Raw genomic sequence first — 15,400 nt, 5'->3', positions numbered from 1 at the left:
CGCCGTATCGACCATCGCGGTCCACGCTCACTGCGGCATCTCGACGTGGCCGCCGAACCCGAGGCGCATGGCCGACAGCAGCCTGTCGCCGTAGGTGTTCTCGCTGCGCGAGCGATAGCGGGCATATAGCGCGGCAGAGAGAACATTGGCGGGCACGGCCTCTTCCATCGCCGCCTCAATGGTCCAGCGGCCCTCGCCGCTGTCGGCCACCTTGCCGGTGAACTGCTCCAGCGACTTGTCCCTGGCCAGGGCCGAGGCGCTGAGGTCCAGGAGCCAGGAACTGATCACGCTGCCGCGCCGCCAGACCTCGGCGATGTCGGGCAGGTCGAGGGTGAAGCGTTCGTCCTCAGGCAGGCGTTCGGACGTCTTGTTCTTCAGGATGTCGAAGCCCTCGGCATAGGCCTGCATCAACCCGTACTCGATGCCGTTGTGGACCATCTTGACGAAATGACCGGCTCCGGCGGGACCGGCGTGGATATAGCCCTTCTCGGCCCGGTCATCGGGGGCGTCGCGACCCGTGGTGCGGACGATGTCGCCATAACCGGGGGCCAGGGTCTCGAAGATCGGGTCGAGAGCTCTGACCACCTCGGCGTCTCCCCCGATCATCATGCAGTAGCCGCGCTGCAGCCCCCAGACACCGCCGGAGACGCCGATGTCGACATAGTCGAGCCCCTTGTCGCGCAGCGCCTTCGCACGACGGATGTCGTCCTTGTAGTAGCTGTTGCCGCCGTCGATGAGGATGTCGCCGGGTCTGGCGATGCCCGCGATCTCGTCGATCGTCTCTTCGGTGAGAGCGCCGGCCGGCAGCATGACCCAGTAGATCGCCTTCTCCCCGAGCCTGGACTGCATGTCCCTGAAGTCGGTCGAGGCGATGGCGCCTTCCCTGGCGAGTTCCTGGACGGGTTCCGGCGAGCGGTTATGCACCACCACCTCATGGCCGCCGCGCATCAGACGGCGCGCGATATTGGCGCCCATGCGGCCGAGGCCGATCACACCGATCTTCATGACGGGAATCCTTCACGCTGTTGCGGGCGAGTGATGAGATGACAGGTCAGGCTGAAGCGCCCTGGACGATGGCGCGGCGCCTGTCTTCGACCGCGGCCGGCAGGATGTCCGCCGAAAGGAGAGCGGCGGAACGGGGGAAGGGCATCGTCGGCGTCAGGCACGAACATGATCCCAGACCTTGGAGATCACGACGGAGCCCTCGCCCACTGACGATGCGACCCGCTTGACGGAGCTCGCACGGACATCCCCCACCGCGAAGATGCCGGCTTGCGAGGTTTCATAGGGCGAGCAACCCCCTACCTGTTCCCCGGTCAGGACAAAGCCGCGGGGGTCGAGGTCGACAAGCCCCGAGAGCCAGGCGGTATTGGGAGCCGCGCCGACCATCACGAAAACCGCGCAGGACTCGATCATGCGGGTCGAGCCGTCATGCACGTCGCGGATCGTGACCGACTCGAGCTTGTCCGAGCCGTGAAGGACGCTGACTTCAGTCCCGTATTCTATCGTGATCGCCGGATCTGCATTCAGCCGGCTGGACAGGTAACTGGACATCGACGACGCGAGCGAGTTCCCGCGAACCAGGACGCGGACATGTTTGGCGGTTCGGCTGAGAAACATCGCAGCCTGGCCGGCGGAGTTGCCGCCGCCGATGATGATGGCCTCGGTGTCCCGGCAATACCGCGCCTCGCTCTCGGTCGCCGCGTAATAGACGCCCGCGCCTTCGAACGCTTCGAGCCGATCGATCGGGAGCCGGCGATACTGGACGCCGGTCGCCACCACGACGGCCCGTCCCCGGACCCGCTGTTCGTTGTCGAAGGTGGCGCAGAACGTCCGGTCTTCCAGACGTTCCAGTTTCACCACCCGCCGCGGCATTGCGAAACGCGTGCCGAACTTCATCGCCTGGACCTCGCCGCGCCACACCAGATCGGCGCCGGAGATTCCGGTCGGGAAGCCCATGTAGTTTTCGATCCGGCTCGACGCGCCCGCCTGCCCTCCAATCGCGACATCCTCGATCACCAGGGCGCGAAGCCCTTCGGCTCCGGCGTAGACGCCTGCCGACACGCCTGCGGGGCCCCCGCCGACGATCAGGACGTCGAAGGCCTCATCGTCGACGAGATCGTGGTTGAGGCCGAGCAGGCGGGCGACCTTGTCGGGCGTCGGGTCGGCGACGACCACATCGCGGCCGAAGATCACCGCCGGCTCGTCCGGTGAGACCGAACAGCTCGTGGCGACAGCCGCCGCCTCCGGACTCCCGAGCGCGTAGGACATGTACGGCAGACGGTTGCGGCTGGCGAAGTCCGCGATCCGGCGGACCGCCCGGTCCTCGTCCTCGCCGATCAGAACAAGCGTGCCGTAACGTCTGTCGACCTGCTGGCGCCGTCGCGCCGCGAGCACGGTGATGACGATGTCGGACATCTCCGGGATCTCGGACATCAATCGCAGCATGTCGATCCGCGGCACTTCGATCACGGTCGTGTCGGTCACGGCTCGCATCGGCATCAGCCAGCTGCCGCCGTTCAGGAACGAGATCTCCGCCATGAACTGGGTTGGCCCGAGCGTGGATGCGATATGGCGCCCGTCCGTGAAGGGGTTCACGACCTCGATCTCGCCTTCCTGGACGTAGACGAAGCGGTTGGCCGGTTCCCCGGCCCGGGCGACGAACGCGCCTGCAGGATAGCGGCGGACCGTGCCGACCGCCTGCAACGCCGCGACGTGCGTCACCGAAAGGGGGACGCGTTGCATCTCGCGCAAATCGCGCCCGATGGATTCCATGCGTCGTGCCCTTCTTGCCGCCTGAGCGACAGTCGGCCAGGCGGCCTGACTTCGCAAGACCAAGCTTGGCGGGGTTCCTGATTATATTACGCGGTTCACGTATGGCGGCAGACGTTGCTGAATTCGCGTAATCCAATAGGTGATCTCAACTTGGGTATGGAAGCTATGTCTCGACGCTATTGCTTCGGGACAACTCCCGCCCGCCGCTCCTGCACCACGAAAGCCATTCCGACCGAGCGCGGCGCCGTCAGGGCGAAGCCGAACTGGGCGTAGAGCCGGTGCGCTTCGCCGTCGGCCATCAGGCTGACATGGGCGCCCTCCGGCGCCGTGGCGCGCAGGTGATCGACCAGCGCCCCCACGATGGCCTTGCCCAGTCCACGCCCCTGATGCTCGGGAAGGACGGCGATATCGACCACCTGAAAGAAGAGGCCGCCATCGCCGACCACCCGGCCCATCCCCACAGCTTCGCCGTCCTTGCGGATGACGACGGCGAAGACGGTGTTGGGCAGGCCGGCGGCTGCGCCTTCAGCCGTCTTGGGTGTGAGGCCCGCCCTTATGCGAAGTCCGAGATAGTCTTCCTTCGCAGGGGTTCCGACGTGAAGCGTGTAGTCGTTGGTCAAAGGTCCCTGCGATCTGAAGGCGTTGCACTCAGGCGGCCGCGCGATCGATCTCTGGATCGAAGCGCTGGAGGAAGTCCTCGCGCGTCACCTCGCCCAGGTCCACCATCTTGGCGCCGCCGGCCGCGATGACGGTGACGTCGGTGATGCCGATCACGTTCAGGATGAGCCGCAGATACTGGGTCGCGAGGTCGCGATCCCGGATCGGCGAGCCTTCGGTATAGATGCCGCCGGAGGCCATCAGAACGGTCGCCGTCTTGCCGGACAATAGACCTTTGCCGTCGAAGCCGAGCGTCAGCCCCTTGCGCACGATATGGTCGATCCAGGCCTTCAGCGCGGCCGGCACATTGTAGTTATAGACCGGGGTGGCGATGACGAAGTGGTCGGCGGCGAGCAGTTCGGCCACCAGTTCGTCGGACAGCCGCATCGCCTCCTTCATCTCGGGCGAATGCTGCTCGGACGGCGTGAAATAGGCCTGGAGCCACGGCGCGTTCACGAACGCCAGGTCGGTCTCCATCAGGTCGCGGATGACGATCTCTCCGTCAGGGTGGGCCGTCCGCCACCTCGCGACGAAGCGACGCGTGAGATTGCGCGAGATCGAATGATCCCCGCGCGGGCTGGTCTCGACGACGAGCAGTCTGGTCATGGGATTGTCCTTTGAAAGAGGGGAAGGATTCAGCCGAAGCGGAAGCCGGAAATCGGCTTGCCGAGGACGCGGCCGTGGAAGACGACCTCGCCGGGCTCGCCCGGCGCCGCGCCGGCGGCGACCATCAGCGGCAACAGATGATCTTCGTGCGGCTGCGCCGCGCGGGCGCCCAGCGCCTGTTCCCAGGCGACGAGGGCCTCGTCGCGCCGGGACGGATCGACCATCGCCTCGCGCAGCCAGGCGTCGAAGGCCTCCGCCGCCGGATCAGGCGCCTGACCGTCGCCGAAGCCGCGCATGTTGTGATAGGTCTGGCCGCTTCCGATGATCAGCACGCCGTCGTTGCGCAACGAGGTCAGCGCCCGCCCGATGGCGATATGGGTCGCGGGGTCCAGAGCCTGCTGCAGCGACAACTGCACCACGGGGATGTCGGCTTGCGGGAACATCACCTTGAAGGGGACGAAGACGCCGTGGTCCCACCCGCGCTGGTCGTCCGATGCACTGGCGATCCCGGCCGCCGCCAACCGTGCGCGAACCTCGGCCGCCAGCACGGGCGATCCGGGCGCAGGCCATTGCAGGCGGTAGGTGTTCTCCGGGAAGCCGCCATAGTCGTACAGAAGGGGCGGCGTGCCTCCGCTGTTGACCGTCGGCCGAGCCGCTTCCCAATGGCCCGAGATGACAAGGATCCCGCGAGGCCGTTCGGTGAGCTCTCCGACGAACCCGCGCAGGTAATCCTCCAGTTCGCGCCAGGCCGAGCGCATCGGACCCGGCTCCAGGAAGAAGCAGGGTCCGCCGCCGTGATTGATGAAATAGGTTGGTTGCATGCCAAGGGAGATAGGGTCGACAGCTCCCTTGTGGGAGCGATGAAGTTATGATGATGTCCATCGGTCTGGATGATGGATCGTGATCGGAAACCTCTCGCTCGATCAGCTGCGCGTACTCGTCGCGATCGCCGACGCCGGCAGCTTCTCGGCCGCCGGGCGTCGGATCGGCCGCGCCCAGTCGGCCATCAGCCAGGCCGTGGCCGGGCTGGAAGCGACCCAGGGCGTTCAGCTCTTCGACCGCAGCGGTCATCGCCCGCAGCTGACCGAGATCGGACGGCTTCTGGTGGACCAGGCCCGGATGGTGCTGGCGAGCGCCGCGCGGTTCGAGGCCGTGGCGGCGAACACCCGCTCAGGGCTGGAGCCGGAACTGGCGCTGGCCATCGATCCGCTCGTGCCCTCCGCCCCCCTGATCGAGAGCCTGCGGGCGCTTCGCGACACCTATCCCGACCTGCCGGTCAGCTTTTCGACCGAGGGGCTCGGCGGAGCGGAGCGGCGGTTGCGCCAGGGCTCCGCGGCCCTCGCCATCTGCCTCCTGCTGCCTTCACCGCCGGACGATATCGCCGCCCTGCCGCTGCTCAGCGTCAAGCTTGCGCCGGTGGCTGTGCCTGACCATCCGCTGGCTCGCCTGGGTCGACCCATCACCCGGGCGGATCTCGATCCGCACATCCAGCTGGTCCTGTCGGACCCGATCGACGCCACAGGACCGTCCTACGGTCTGGCCAGCGCGCGTCTCTGGCGTTTCGTGGATCTCCAGCGGCGCCTGGACATGTTGCTGGCCGGCTTCGGCTGGTGCCGCATGCCCGAGCATCTGATCACGCAGCTGTTGGCGGACGGCAGGCTGGTCCGCCTTGAGTTGGCCGATGACGGCGCCCGCGAAGACCTCACCATCTACGCCGCCCACATGCGGGACCGACCCCTGGGGCCTGCCGGACGCTGGCTTTTGAATGACCTGAAACTGCGTTTGATTGGAGCGTGACGGGTGGACGGCCAGCTATGGCGCGGCTTGGCGCCTGCCTCCGCCATCACCGCCCGATCATGGCGGAGTCTGGTCAGCGTCCTGAACCGTCCGTCGTCTCCAGGTAAGCGATGATGTCGCGGCGTTGGTTCGCGTCCGGAACGGTCAGGTACATCCGCGAGCCGGGAGCCATGCGCTGCGGACCCTGAAGCCAGGCATCAAGCCTGTCAGACGTCCAGACGCCGCCGACCTGCCGCAGCGCCGGCGAGTAGTCATAGCCGTTCGCCGATGCCACGCGCCGGCCCACGACACCCCGATGTCTTGGGCCGGTGCGGTTGACGTCGAGCGAGTGGCAGGCGCCACAGCGGCCGTCGTACAGCGCGCGTCCACGCGTGGCATCCCCGCCGCTTTGCGCGAAGGCCGCCGGCGAGTGGATAATGGCATTCGCCAGGGAGGAGATGACGGCGAAGACGAGGACCAACCCCTCCCAGGTCAGGCGCTTCACGGTTCAGACGAACAGGAAGGCCTGGGCCGGGATCGCTGTCCCAGCCGCATTATTCAAGGTCGCCCAGTGAACGGCTTCATCGGCGGAGAGCTGGGTGAACAGGTGCACCAGGCCCTTGTCGGACAGGGCCGCCACCTGTCCGGTGTAGGCGTTGGTCGCCCCCTGCTCGAGACGCGTGGCGAGCGCCACGACGTCAGCTTCGGACGTCAAGGTTGCGAGCGCGAGCGCCTCGACGTAGTCCGCGTCCGATCGGGCCTCCACCGGCGTGCCGCCCGCCTCACGGACCACGCGGGCGAGGGCGTCACGATGTTGCTGGTGGTGTCCCATGAACACTGTGGCGACCTTCAAAGTGCCGGCGGACAACAACCCGCTAGCAGCGGCAAGCCGATAGGCCGCGATCCCCTCGTGCTCGATGGCGAGGGCGCCGTTCAGGATGCCGACATCGCCGTCACCGGGCTGCGCAAGGGCGGCGCCAGCGGAGGCGAAGAGCCCCGCTCCCGCCAGGGATCCCGCAGCGATGAAAAGGTCTCTACGGCCGAGATGGGCTGGTTCTGTGGTCACCTTGAGTCTCCTTTGGACGAAGACCCCGTCCTCGCCGCTTCAGACGTCGACTTCTCAGGCCGGCCGCCGCAGCGTATCAGCGCGTCACCCACGGCGACAGACTTCGGGGGGGCATGCTTTCGATGCCCGTCGGCTATTGGGCCAACAAGCTCGACCCTTCCCGGAAGTCATCACCGGCCGATCATGCGTCCATGCTTAGCGAGCAGGCGAAGAAAGCAGCGAGCCCCTGTTGATTGCTTCACGACGCAGATCCAGGTCGGTGGCGGTCCCCGGCAACGCGACGGTCTCCTACTTGCCGCCGAGTGATATCCCGTTCATCTGACGGTGGTCGCGGGACCGGTGTCCACGACGAGATAGTGGAAAAGGTGAGATCACAATGGCTGCTCCGCAGACAGATTCGTCGGCCTTTTACGGCGATCTGGAGGAGTGGATCACCGCGTCTGACGTTATGGAGCGCACGCTTAAGCCGGGTGATCCCATGCCGGTCTTCCTGGCGCGGACGATCGACGGTCGCCTCGTGTCGTCCGGGGAACTCGTGCGCAGCGGCCCGCTGGTCATCAGCTTCTTTCGCGGCGCCTGGTGCACGTTCTGCGTGGAGGAGCTTCGAGCCCTCGACGCCGCCCTTCCGCAATTCGCCGCACAGTCAGTCGGCATTATCGCCATCTCTCCCGAGACATCCGAACCGGCGCGTCGCCTGCAGTCGGAACTCTCGATTCCCGTGTTGTCGGATGTCGACTACGCGATAGGCCTGCTGTTCGGCGTCATCTTCGTGGTGCCGCCGTTCATGCGCGCCCACCTCGAGGCCCGTGGAATCAATCTCGGCGAGCTTCACGGCTCCCGGACCTGGATGCTGCCGATCCCGGCGACCTATGTGATTGACCGGAATGGCGCTGTCGCCGCCGCCTTTGTGGACCCCGACTTCACCTGTCGAACCGATCCCGGAGATATCCTTGAGGTGATCGCCAGCCTTGAGGCCTGATCGGCTCGCTGCGGTTTCGCGGCATTGGCGTTCGTAAGCCTTTCAAAGGACTCTTCTCGTGTCGAAACCCACAGCAGACAGCATCGCGACGGAGCGGTATGACGCCATCATCATCGGCGCCGGCCAGGCCGGGCCCGCCCTTGCGGGACGGCTGAATGCGGCCGGGATGACGGTCGCGATCATTGAGCGCCATCTCGTAGGGGGCACCTGCGTCAACACGGGCTGCAAGCCGACCAAGGCGCTCGTCGCCAGCGCCCAGGCAATCCGCACCGCGCAGCGCGGCGCAGAGTACGGTTTCTCTACAGGCGAGGTGAGGGTCGATATGGCCGCCGTTGCGGCTCGCGCGGGCAAGGTCATCCTCGACTCGCGGACGGGTAGCGAGGGCTGGCTGACCGGCATGGACAATGTCGATCTGATCCGCGGCCACGCGCGGTTCGAAAGCGCCGACACGGTCGTCGTCGAAGGTCGGCGGTTGACGGCGCCCCGGATCTTCATCAACGTCGGCGGCCGGGCCGTCGTCCCCGACTTGCCCGGGCTGTACGACGTGCCCTGGATGACCAACACCGGGATCGTCGGCCTGGATGTCCTGCCCCGGCATCTGATCATCGTGGGCGGCAGCTACATCGGTCTGGAGTTCGCCCAGATGTATCGCCGCTTCGGCGCGGAGGTGACGATCATCGAGCGGGGAGACAGGCTGATCAGTCGCGAAGACCCGGATGTTTCCCAGGCCGTGCGCGAGATTCTAGAGGCCGAAGGCGTGACCGTCCGGACCGGGGCCGACTGTATCGGGTTCGCCCCGGCGGAGGAGGGGGTGTCGGTTTCGGTGGATTGCGCCGAAGGGGCGCCCGCTTCGGTCGGCACTCACGTCCTGCTGGCGATCGGCCGTCGTCCGAACACGGACGATCTGGGTCTGAAGGCCGCAGACATCGCAACGGACGCCCGGGGCTACATAAGGGTCGACGAGCAGCTGCGGACCACGGCCGAAGGCGTCTGGGCGCTGGGCGACTGCAACGGTCGCGGCGCCTTCACCCACACCGCCTACAACGATTTCGAGATCGTGGCCGCCAACCTTCTTGATGGCGAGGATCGGCGGGTCAGCCAGAGACTGCCCGGTTACGCCCTCTATATCGATCCGCCGCTTGGCCGGGTCGGGATGACGGACGCCGAAGCGCTGAAGAGCGGACGTCGGCTGCTGTTTTCGAAACGACCGATGACGCGCGTCGGACGGGCGGTCGAAAAGGGCGAGACCCGGGGCTTCATGAAGGTGGTGACGGACGCCGACACGCGCCGGATTCTGGGCGCCGCTATTCTGGGCGTCGGTGGGGACGAGGCGATCCACGGCATCCTCGACATGATGGCGGCCGATCAGACGATCGAAGCGCTTCGCTGGGCCGTGCCGATCCATCCCACAGTTTCGGAACTCATTCCGACCCTGCTGGTGGAGCTGACCCAGGAGGCGCAGACTGCAAGCCCTGTTCAGCGTCCACGGCCTCTCCAAGCTTCAGCGCTGACGTCCCCCGAAGGCAAGGAGCCTTCGATCCGGATCTCGCAGGAGAAACCATGAGCGACGCCCGAATGAGGATCCCCGGTCCCGATCATCCGATCACGCTGGTGCGTGAGATGTCGCGCGCCGTCATCCGGGCGGGGGGTCGCCAGATTGGAGAGACCGGCGACGTGTTGACGCTGCACGAGTCCGCCTATGCCCCCGTCCACTACGTTCCGCGTGGGGACCTGGACATGAACCTCCTGACCCGAACCGCCACCATGACGTTCTGCCCCTACAAGGGCGAGGCGAGTTACTTCTCACTGGCGGTGGGAGATGAAGTCCATCCGGATGCGGCCTGGTCCTACGAGACGCCCTATCCCGCCGTCGCCCCTATCGCGGATTATATCGCCTTCTTCCCTGGCCACACCGAGCTCATTTTCCGGGAGAGCTGATCGGGTCCGCCTGCATCTTTTCAGGCGTTCGAGAGCGGCGTCTGACGGGTCGAAGGCTGAGGGAGCCAACCCCGTATCTACGCTACAAGGCCTCGAACGCTCGCAAGCCCTGACCCCCCAATGTCTGCCTTCCGGTTGAGAGAAGTGGCAGCGCGGCGCAGTGTTCGCGACCAGCCTTGCCGGTCGATGACGTCCTGGTCATCTGCCGAGCTTGCAGATTAGCCGCTAACCACCTGTTCAAGACCAGCCCCGGCGAGCCGGGCGGCGGCGAGCAGGCGATCGAGATCGTGCCCGTTGCGAGCGCTGGCGGACAGGCCGGCCATGACGGTGCTCATATAGTCGGTCACGCGCTCGGCCTGGTCGGGATGGCGCGCGGCGACGAAGCGATGGATCGCCCCCTCCGCCGCCGCAAGGAACGTTCCGGCCGCCTCGCGTGCCTCGCGGTCGGTGCAGCGCACCCCCTCGATAACGAGGCACCCCGCCGCGTCCGGATCGGCGGCGTAGCGCCGCGCCGCCGCTTCCAGCACCGCGACGAGGCATTCCGCGACCGGGCGATCGGCGTTCAGCAGATCGGACAGCGGGACCGCGCCGGTACCGGCATAGCGATCGAGAATGCGGCTGTAGAGCTCAGCCTTGCTACCGAAGGCGGCGTAGAAGCTGGGCGGGTTTATCCCGATCGCCTGCGTAAGGTGCGCGATGCTGACGGCATCATAGCCACGCGAATGGAACAGATGCTGGGCGGTCGCGACCGCTTCGTCCGGGTCGAACAGGCGCGGTCTGCCGCGTGCGCGGTTTAGTTTTGTATGAGCCACTACAAATACCTTGACGGATGTCTCGAACTGATTATGTAGCGAGTCGTAAGTTATTAATCAAGGAAAAGTCCGATGGGTGTGTTTGAGGCGAAATCCGTTCTCGTGCTGGGTGGCAGTCGGGGGATCGGCGCGGCGATCGTTCGGCGTTTTGTGGCCGATGGCGCGAACGTGACCTTTACCTATTCCGGCTCGCCTGACGCGGCGCACGCGCTGGCGGCCGAAACGGGCAGTACCGCTGTCGAGACGGACAGCGCGGATCGCGACGCGGTGATCGCGCGTGTGAAGAACAGTGGCCCGCTCGACGTGCTGGTCGTCAATGCCGGAATCGGTGTTTTCGGCGATTCGCTGGAGCAGGATCCGGACGCAATCGACCGGCTGTTCCGGATCAATATCCACGCGCCCTATCATGCGTCGGTCGAGGCCGCGCGCCAGATGCCCGAGGGCGGCCGGATCATCGTCATCGGATCGGTGAACGGCGACCGGATGCCCGTTCCCGGCATGGCCTCCTACGCGCTCAGCAAGTCTGCGCTGCAAGGGATGGCGCGCGGGCTCGCACGTGACTTCGGGTCCCGTGGCATCACGATCAACGTGGTGCAGCCCGGCCCGATCGACACCGACGCCAATCCGGCGGACGGACCGATGAAGGAGCTGTTGCACGGCTTCATGGCGATCAAGCGCCACGGCCGGCCGGAAGAAGTCGCGGGCATGGTGGCGTGGCTCGCCGGCCCGGAGGCGGGGTTCGTTACGGGCGCCATGCACACCATCGACGGCGCGTTCGGTGCCTGATCCGGCGGCGCAAACGCCGATGACCACCATCGGCATCATCGGCGCGGGCGAGGTCGGTAGACAGATTGCCCGCGCCGCCATCGCCAACGGCTATCGGGTGGTCATCGCCAACTCGCGCGGGCCCGAGACCCTGGCCGGGCTGGTCGCGGAGCTCGGGCCGTCTGCCCGCGCCGCGACCGCTGCCGGTGCGGCGGAAGCGGGAGAGTTCGTCGTGATCGCGGCCCCGCTCAAGCTGGTCAACGACATGCCCGTGGCGCAACTGGCGAACAAGATCGTGCTCGACACCAACAACTATATGCCGTGGCGCGACGGGCGCTATGCCCTCGTCGATACCGGCGCGAAGACCGAGCACGAACTGCGGCAGGACCAGCTGCCAACGTCCAAGGTCGCGAAGGCGTTCACGCATATCCAGGCGCCGCGCCTGTTGCTGTCGGCGCGGCCCGCTGGCACGCCGGGGCGGCACGCGCTGTCGGTGTCGAGCGACTATCCCGAAGCGGTGGCGCTGGTCACGCGACTGTACGACCAGTTCGGCTTCGACACGGCGGACAACAGCCCGCTTAGCGAGTCCTGGCGTAGCGGTCCGGGTCAGCCCGCATGGCACGCGCACGAGCATCAAACGCTTCCCGAGCTGGTTTCGAACCTTGCCAAGGCGACACCGCTCCCACCAAGATAGGGCAGGCGGCCTCTGCCTGACCACAGCGCCCTAACTGGGTGTCGCATATCCGGGCCGCTAGACTTCAGGCCTTATCTCCGTCTGCCAGGCTCAGCGGAGGTGAGCGGTCGCTGCAGGCGTCGACCTTCAGCGATAGGGCTCACACGCTAATCCGTCACCATCACCATCCATCCGCTCGCGGTAACTCGGCTCCCATGAACCTATGTCTTCATGACCATTCCCGCGGGCTTGTGCACAACCGGAGTAGTGCTGGTCCGTCGTTCGTTTGATCCATTCTCGTCGTAGCTCTGCCTTGCCGATCGCGTTCGGCGTGATGGCGTAGGTCGCGCCGGCAAAGGCGAGAGCGAAGGCTCCGGATCCAACGAGCCAGATTGGCAACGGTTTGGATGTCTTTCGCCGTGCTCGAGCGTATCGCGCCATCCCTCCAGAGTGAGGGAACGAGGTTTCCGGAACGTCGATCAGCAAAGTGAATGACGCGTCCAGGCTCGAACGCGACAGCGAGTTTCGCCACGAGCGACCGGGAGCTATCCGCCGAGAACCGGAGTCCAGCTCGATCAGGATGGCAGATGTTGCCGGACCCAGGCCACGATGGCGGCAGTGGGCATGACCCCGGAGGTCCTCGCGATCTCAAGACCCTTATGGATCAGGATCAGGCTCGGGATGCTGCGGACGCCGTAGCGCGCCGCGATCGCCGGCTGGGCCTCGGTGTCGAGCTTGGCCAGCCTGACCCGGGGTTCGAGCATGGCGGCGGCCGCCTCGAAGTTCGGTGACATGGTGCGGCAGGGACCGCACCAGGGCGCCCAGAAGTCGATGACGAGGGGGATGTCCGCCTTCAGCGCATGGCGATCGAAGGTCGCTGCGGTGAGCGCCACTGCGCCGCCCTTGAACAGGCTGTGGCCGCATGTGCCGCACTTCGGGCTGCTGTCGAGCCGGACCACAGGCACCCGGTTCAGGGCCCCGTCTTTCGGACAGGCGACGATCTGGACCGCTCCCGGGGTGGCGCCTGTGTCGGCGGTCATGCCGGATGTGTCGCCGCAAGGGAGAGGATGGGTGGATTGGCGGTGGTCATGGGGGGCTCCGGGCGGGTCCAGAAGAACGGCGACAGAACGGTGGAGGTTCAGCGGTTTGTACCGCTGTCGCGCGGCCGCGAGGTCAAGCGTCCGCAGGATACAGGGTGAAACCGTCTGCGACGACGTGGACAGGCCGTCCTGAGGATTTTTTTTCAGAGTGGCGACCAGCCGGTGAAGGCGTGCCCCATATGTGCCCCAACTCGCGAACGGCCGAAAACCGCCCCGGATAGGGTGGTGATAAACCATTCATTTTATTGGAGAAAATGGCGCACCCGAAGAGATTCGAACTCCTGACCCCCAGATTCGTAGTCTGGTGCTCTATCCAGCTGAGCTACGGGTGCGCACTGCCTTGCGGGCAGGGCGGCTATCTAGCGGGCGGGGCCGGGGCTGGCAAGCGGCTTTTCTGAAAATGCCGATAGAAAATGCAGGCTTGGCGAGAGGGGCCTGGGACACTAGGCATGAACCTCTCCCTGAACCCCGCAGGAGCCTGTTCGTGCGCGCCTATTCCATCCCCTCGTCGAACCGTCGGCGCAAGATTTCGCTCATTCTGACGGGGGCGGCACTCGGCGCATTTATGCTGACAGGGTGCGCCACGGCGCCGGTAGCCGAGTCGACGGCGGTGGAATCGGTTGCGGCGAAGGTGGAAGCACCCGCGCGCGGGCCCTTCGTCTCGGCGGCCAATCCTCTGGCGGTCGAGGCGGGGATGAAAGTTCTGGCTCGCGGCGGCTCGGCGGTGGACGCCGCGGTGGCCGTGCAGGCGGTCCTGGGCCTGGTGGAACCGCAATCCTCGGGTCTGGGCGGCGGCGCCTTCATGATGTTCTACGACGCCGACAGCGCGGCCATCACCGTCTATGACGGGCGTGAGACGGCGCCGGCCTCGGCCACCCCGGAGCTGTTTTACGAGAACGGCCGGCCCCTGCCTTTCGTCGATGCGGTGCTGAGCGGCCGCTCGACCGGCGCGCCGGGCGCCGTGCCGATGCTGGCGATGGCGCAAAAACAACACGGCGTGCTGCCCTGGGCCGAGTTGTTCGGCGACGCCGAGAAGCTGGCGCAGGACGGCTTCGTCGTCAGCCCTCGTCTGGCGGGGATGATCAGCAGCAATGCGCCCCAGGCGAAGACGCGCTGGGCGACCGCCTATTTCACCAAGCCGGACGGCGCGCGCTATGTCGCGGGCGACGTGCTGAAGAACCCCGCCTATGCCGAGACGGTGCGGACCTTGGCGCGCGAAGGCGCGGCGGGCTTGCAGACCGGGCCTCTGGCCGAGGCCATCGCCGCCGCCGTGGCCGAGGGGCCGCGTCCGGGCGGGCTGACCACCGCCGACATCGCCGCCTATCGCCCCGTCGTGCGTGAGGCCGTGTGCGGCCCCTACAAGGTCTATGTCGTCTGCGTGCCGCCGCCGCCGTCCAGCGGCGCCTCCATCCTGCAGCTCCTGGCCATGGGCGAAACGACGCCAGACCTCGACAAGGGGGCGCCGAGCCCCGAGGCCTGGGCCGCCTTCGGCCAGCTGCAGCGGCTGATGTACGCCGACCGCGACCGCTATTTCGGCGATCCGGCCTTTGTGTCGGTGCCGGTCGCCGGTTTGCTGGATCCGGCCTATGCCGCCGAACGCGCGGCCCTGGCCCCAGCCCTGCGCGGGGCCGCCCCGTTCGGGACGCCGCCCGGTGCGCCGCGCGTCGGCGCTGACGCCACCCGTGAACCGGCCGGGACTTCGCACTTTGTTATCGTCGACGCCAAGGGTAACGCCGTCAGCATGACCACCACGGTCGAGAGCCTGTTCGGCTCGGGCCGGATGGCCGGGGGCTTTTTCCTCAACAACCAACTGACCGACTTCTCTCTGGTCCCGACGGCGGCGGACGGCACGCCGGCGGCCAACGCCGTGGCGGCGGGCAAGCGTCCGCGCTCGTCCATGTCGCCGGTCATCGTGCTGGATCGCGAGGGGCGACTGGTTGGGGCTCTGGGCTCGCCCGGCGGTTCGTCCATCCTGGCCTATAACGCCAAGGCCCTGATCGGCGCACTGGGCTGGGATCTGCCTCTGCAGGAGGCCTTCGACCTGCCGAATCTGGTGGCCAAGGGCGACGGCTTCGGCGCCGACACCGAGGGCTTCCCGGCGTCGGTGCGCGACGGCATGGCGGCGCGCGGGGTGGTGCTGCGGCCGAACACCACCGAGACCTCGGGCTTGCATGGCGGCCTGTGGCGCAATGGACGCTGGGACGGCGGGGCGGATACGCGCCGCGAGGGCGTGGCCCGCACGCAGTAGGTCTT

General features: G+C 66.7%; 17 protein-coding genes and 1 tRNA gene. 7 read left to right on the top strand and 11 right to left on the bottom strand.

Annotated features, from left to right (window positions below; translation table 11 throughout):
- Window positions 1-27: 27 nt before the first annotated feature.
- The 5 genes from gnd to RTY13_RS09705 form a co-directional block, all read right to left on the bottom strand.
- A complete protein-coding gene (gene gnd / locus RTY13_RS09725; protein WP_312783020.1) occupies window positions 28-1,005 on the bottom strand; it encodes a phosphogluconate dehydrogenase (NAD(+)-dependent, decarboxylating) in 978 nt (325 codons plus the stop codon).
- A 153-nt stretch (window positions 1,006-1,158) separates the two neighbouring features.
- On the bottom strand, window positions 1,159-2,775 hold the full coding sequence (locus RTY13_RS09720; RefSeq protein ID WP_312783018.1) for an FAD-dependent oxidoreductase: 1,617 nt from the start codon (window positions 2,773-2,775) through the stop codon (window positions 1,159-1,161).
- A gap of 176 nt (window positions 2,776-2,951) precedes the next feature.
- Window positions 2,952-3,395 carry a GNAT family N-acetyltransferase gene (locus RTY13_RS09715; protein ID WP_312783016.1) on the bottom strand — a complete coding sequence of 148 codons (444 nt, stop codon included), beginning with the start codon at window positions 3,393-3,395 and terminating at the stop codon, window positions 2,952-2,954.
- A 28-nt stretch (window positions 3,396-3,423) separates the two neighbouring features.
- Window positions 3,424-4,038 (bottom strand): NAD(P)H-dependent oxidoreductase, encoded by a 615-nt coding sequence (locus tag RTY13_RS09710; RefSeq protein WP_312783015.1) that lies wholly within the window; start codon window positions 4,036-4,038, stop codon window positions 3,424-3,426.
- 29 nt (window positions 4,039-4,067) lie between these two features.
- Window positions 4,068-4,859 (bottom strand): class III extradiol ring-cleavage dioxygenase, encoded by a 792-nt coding sequence (locus RTY13_RS09705; RefSeq protein WP_312783014.1) that lies wholly within the window; start codon window positions 4,857-4,859, stop codon window positions 4,068-4,070.
- A gap of 79 nt (window positions 4,860-4,938) precedes the next feature.
- On the opposite strand from RTY13_RS09705, the gene RTY13_RS09700 reads away from it, so the two are divergent.
- On the top strand, window positions 4,939-5,835 hold the full coding sequence (locus RTY13_RS09700; protein WP_312783012.1) for a LysR family transcriptional regulator: 897 nt from the start codon (window positions 4,939-4,941) through the stop codon (window positions 5,833-5,835).
- Between the two features lie 73 nt (window positions 5,836-5,908).
- On the opposite strand, the gene RTY13_RS09695 is transcribed toward RTY13_RS09700, so the two are convergent.
- Together RTY13_RS09695 and RTY13_RS09690 are read right to left on the bottom strand one after the other, a co-directional pair.
- Window positions 5,909-6,319, bottom strand: a complete 411-nt coding sequence (locus RTY13_RS09695; RefSeq protein ID WP_312783011.1) for a c-type cytochrome — start codon at window positions 6,317-6,319, stop codon at window positions 5,909-5,911.
- A gap of 3 nt (window positions 6,320-6,322) precedes the next feature.
- Window positions 6,323-6,880 carry a DUF4439 domain-containing protein gene (locus RTY13_RS09690; RefSeq protein ID WP_312783010.1) on the bottom strand — a complete coding sequence of 186 codons (558 nt, stop codon included), beginning with the start codon at window positions 6,878-6,880 and terminating at the stop codon, window positions 6,323-6,325.
- 376 nt (window positions 6,881-7,256) lie between these two features.
- Between RTY13_RS09690 and RTY13_RS09685 the strand changes: the two genes are divergently transcribed.
- From RTY13_RS09685 to RTY13_RS09675, 3 genes are read left to right on the top strand one after another with little or no spacing between them, the layout of a single operon-like run.
- Complete coding sequence (locus RTY13_RS09685) at window positions 7,257-7,859, top strand: peroxiredoxin-like family protein (protein WP_312783009.1); 603 nt, start codon at window positions 7,257-7,259, stop codon at window positions 7,857-7,859.
- A 58-nt stretch (window positions 7,860-7,917) separates the two neighbouring features.
- Complete coding sequence (locus tag RTY13_RS09680; protein ID WP_312783008.1) at window positions 7,918-9,423, top strand: FAD-containing oxidoreductase; 1,506 nt, start codon at window positions 7,918-7,920, stop codon at window positions 9,421-9,423.
- Window positions 9,420-9,797 carry a DUF427 domain-containing protein gene (locus RTY13_RS09675; RefSeq protein WP_312783006.1) on the top strand — a complete coding sequence of 126 codons (378 nt, stop codon included), beginning with the start codon at window positions 9,420-9,422 and terminating at the stop codon, window positions 9,795-9,797. Before RTY13_RS09680 ends, RTY13_RS09675 begins: the two co-directional genes overlap by 4 nt.
- Before the next feature lie 218 nt (window positions 9,798-10,015).
- On the opposite strand, the gene RTY13_RS09670 is transcribed toward RTY13_RS09675, so the two are convergent.
- The gene (locus tag RTY13_RS09670; RefSeq protein ID WP_312783004.1) at window positions 10,016-10,609 is read right to left on the bottom strand and encodes a TetR/AcrR family transcriptional regulator; all 594 of its coding nucleotides are present in this window, start codon (window positions 10,607-10,609) and stop codon (window positions 10,016-10,018) included.
- A gap of 72 nt (window positions 10,610-10,681) precedes the next feature.
- Between RTY13_RS09670 and bdcA the strand changes: the two genes are divergently transcribed.
- Together bdcA and RTY13_RS09660 are read left to right on the top strand one after the other, a co-directional pair.
- Window positions 10,682-11,395 (top strand): SDR family oxidoreductase, encoded by a 714-nt coding sequence (gene bdcA, locus RTY13_RS09665; protein ID WP_312783002.1) that lies wholly within the window; start codon window positions 10,682-10,684, stop codon window positions 11,393-11,395.
- Between the two features lie 19 nt (window positions 11,396-11,414).
- Window positions 11,415-12,068, top strand: a complete 654-nt coding sequence (locus tag RTY13_RS09660) for an NAD(P)-binding domain-containing protein (protein ID WP_312783000.1) — start codon at window positions 11,415-11,417, stop codon at window positions 12,066-12,068.
- A gap of 126 nt (window positions 12,069-12,194) precedes the next feature.
- Here the strand turns inward: RTY13_RS09660 and RTY13_RS17700 are convergent, their stop codons facing one another.
- From RTY13_RS17700 to RTY13_RS09650, 3 genes are all read right to left on the bottom strand, one after another.
- Complete coding sequence (locus tag RTY13_RS17700) at window positions 12,195-12,488, bottom strand: excalibur calcium-binding domain-containing protein (RefSeq protein ID WP_409450302.1); 294 nt, start codon at window positions 12,486-12,488, stop codon at window positions 12,195-12,197.
- A 134-nt stretch (window positions 12,489-12,622) separates the two neighbouring features.
- Complete coding sequence (trxC, locus tag RTY13_RS09655) at window positions 12,623-13,087, bottom strand: thioredoxin TrxC (protein ID WP_312782998.1); 465 nt, start codon at window positions 13,085-13,087, stop codon at window positions 12,623-12,625.
- Window positions 13,088-13,402: 315 nt separating this feature from the next.
- Window positions 13,403-13,479 (bottom strand) — tRNA-Arg (locus RTY13_RS09650).
- Window positions 13,480-13,631: 152 nt separating this feature from the next.
- On the opposite strand from RTY13_RS09650, the gene RTY13_RS09645 reads away from it, so the two are divergent.
- Entirely contained in the window at window positions 13,632-15,395 is a 1,764-nt protein-coding gene (locus tag RTY13_RS09645; protein WP_312782996.1) for a gamma-glutamyltransferase family protein, read from the top strand.
- Window positions 15,396-15,400 lie beyond the last annotated feature (5 nt).

This window comes from Brevundimonas sp., from assembly GCF_032055285.1.
Classification (GTDB): Bacteria; Pseudomonadota; Alphaproteobacteria; order Caulobacterales; family Caulobacteraceae; genus Brevundimonas.
This window is presented reverse-complemented; position numbering and strand designations above follow the sequence as displayed.

What these genes read in the sequence shown, in the direction of transcription:
- gnd (WP_312783020.1), bottom strand. Translation starts at nt 1,005, where the DNA reads ATGAAGATCGGTGTGATCGGCCTCGGCCGCATGGGCGCCAATATCGCG.
- RTY13_RS09720 (WP_312783018.1), bottom strand. Translation starts at nt 2,775, where the DNA reads ATGGAATCCATCGGGCGCGATTTGCGCGAGATGCAACGCGTCCCCCTT.
- RTY13_RS09710 (WP_312783015.1), bottom strand. Translation starts at nt 4,038, where the DNA reads ATGACCAGACTGCTCGTCGTCGAGACCAGCCCGCGCGGGGATCATTCG.
- RTY13_RS09705 (WP_312783014.1), bottom strand. Translation starts at nt 4,859, where the DNA reads ATGCAACCAACCTATTTCATCAATCACGGCGGCGGACCCTGCTTCTTC.
- RTY13_RS09685 (WP_312783009.1), top strand. Translation starts at nt 7,257, where the DNA reads ATGGCTGCTCCGCAGACAGATTCGTCGGCCTTTTACGGCGATCTGGAG.
- RTY13_RS09675 (WP_312783006.1), top strand. Translation starts at nt 9,420, where the DNA reads ATGAGCGACGCCCGAATGAGGATCCCCGGTCCCGATCATCCGATCACG.
- bdcA (WP_312783002.1), top strand. Translation starts at nt 10,682, where the DNA reads ATGGGTGTGTTTGAGGCGAAATCCGTTCTCGTGCTGGGTGGCAGTCGG.
- RTY13_RS09660 (WP_312783000.1), top strand. Translation starts at nt 11,415, where the DNA reads ATGACCACCATCGGCATCATCGGCGCGGGCGAGGTCGGTAGACAGATT.
- RTY13_RS17700 (WP_409450302.1), bottom strand. Translation starts at nt 12,488, where the DNA reads ATGGCGCGATACGCTCGAGCACGGCGAAAGACATCCAAACCGTTGCCA.
- trxC (WP_312782998.1), bottom strand. Translation starts at nt 13,087, where the DNA reads ATGACCGCCGACACAGGCGCCACCCCGGGAGCGGTCCAGATCGTCGCC.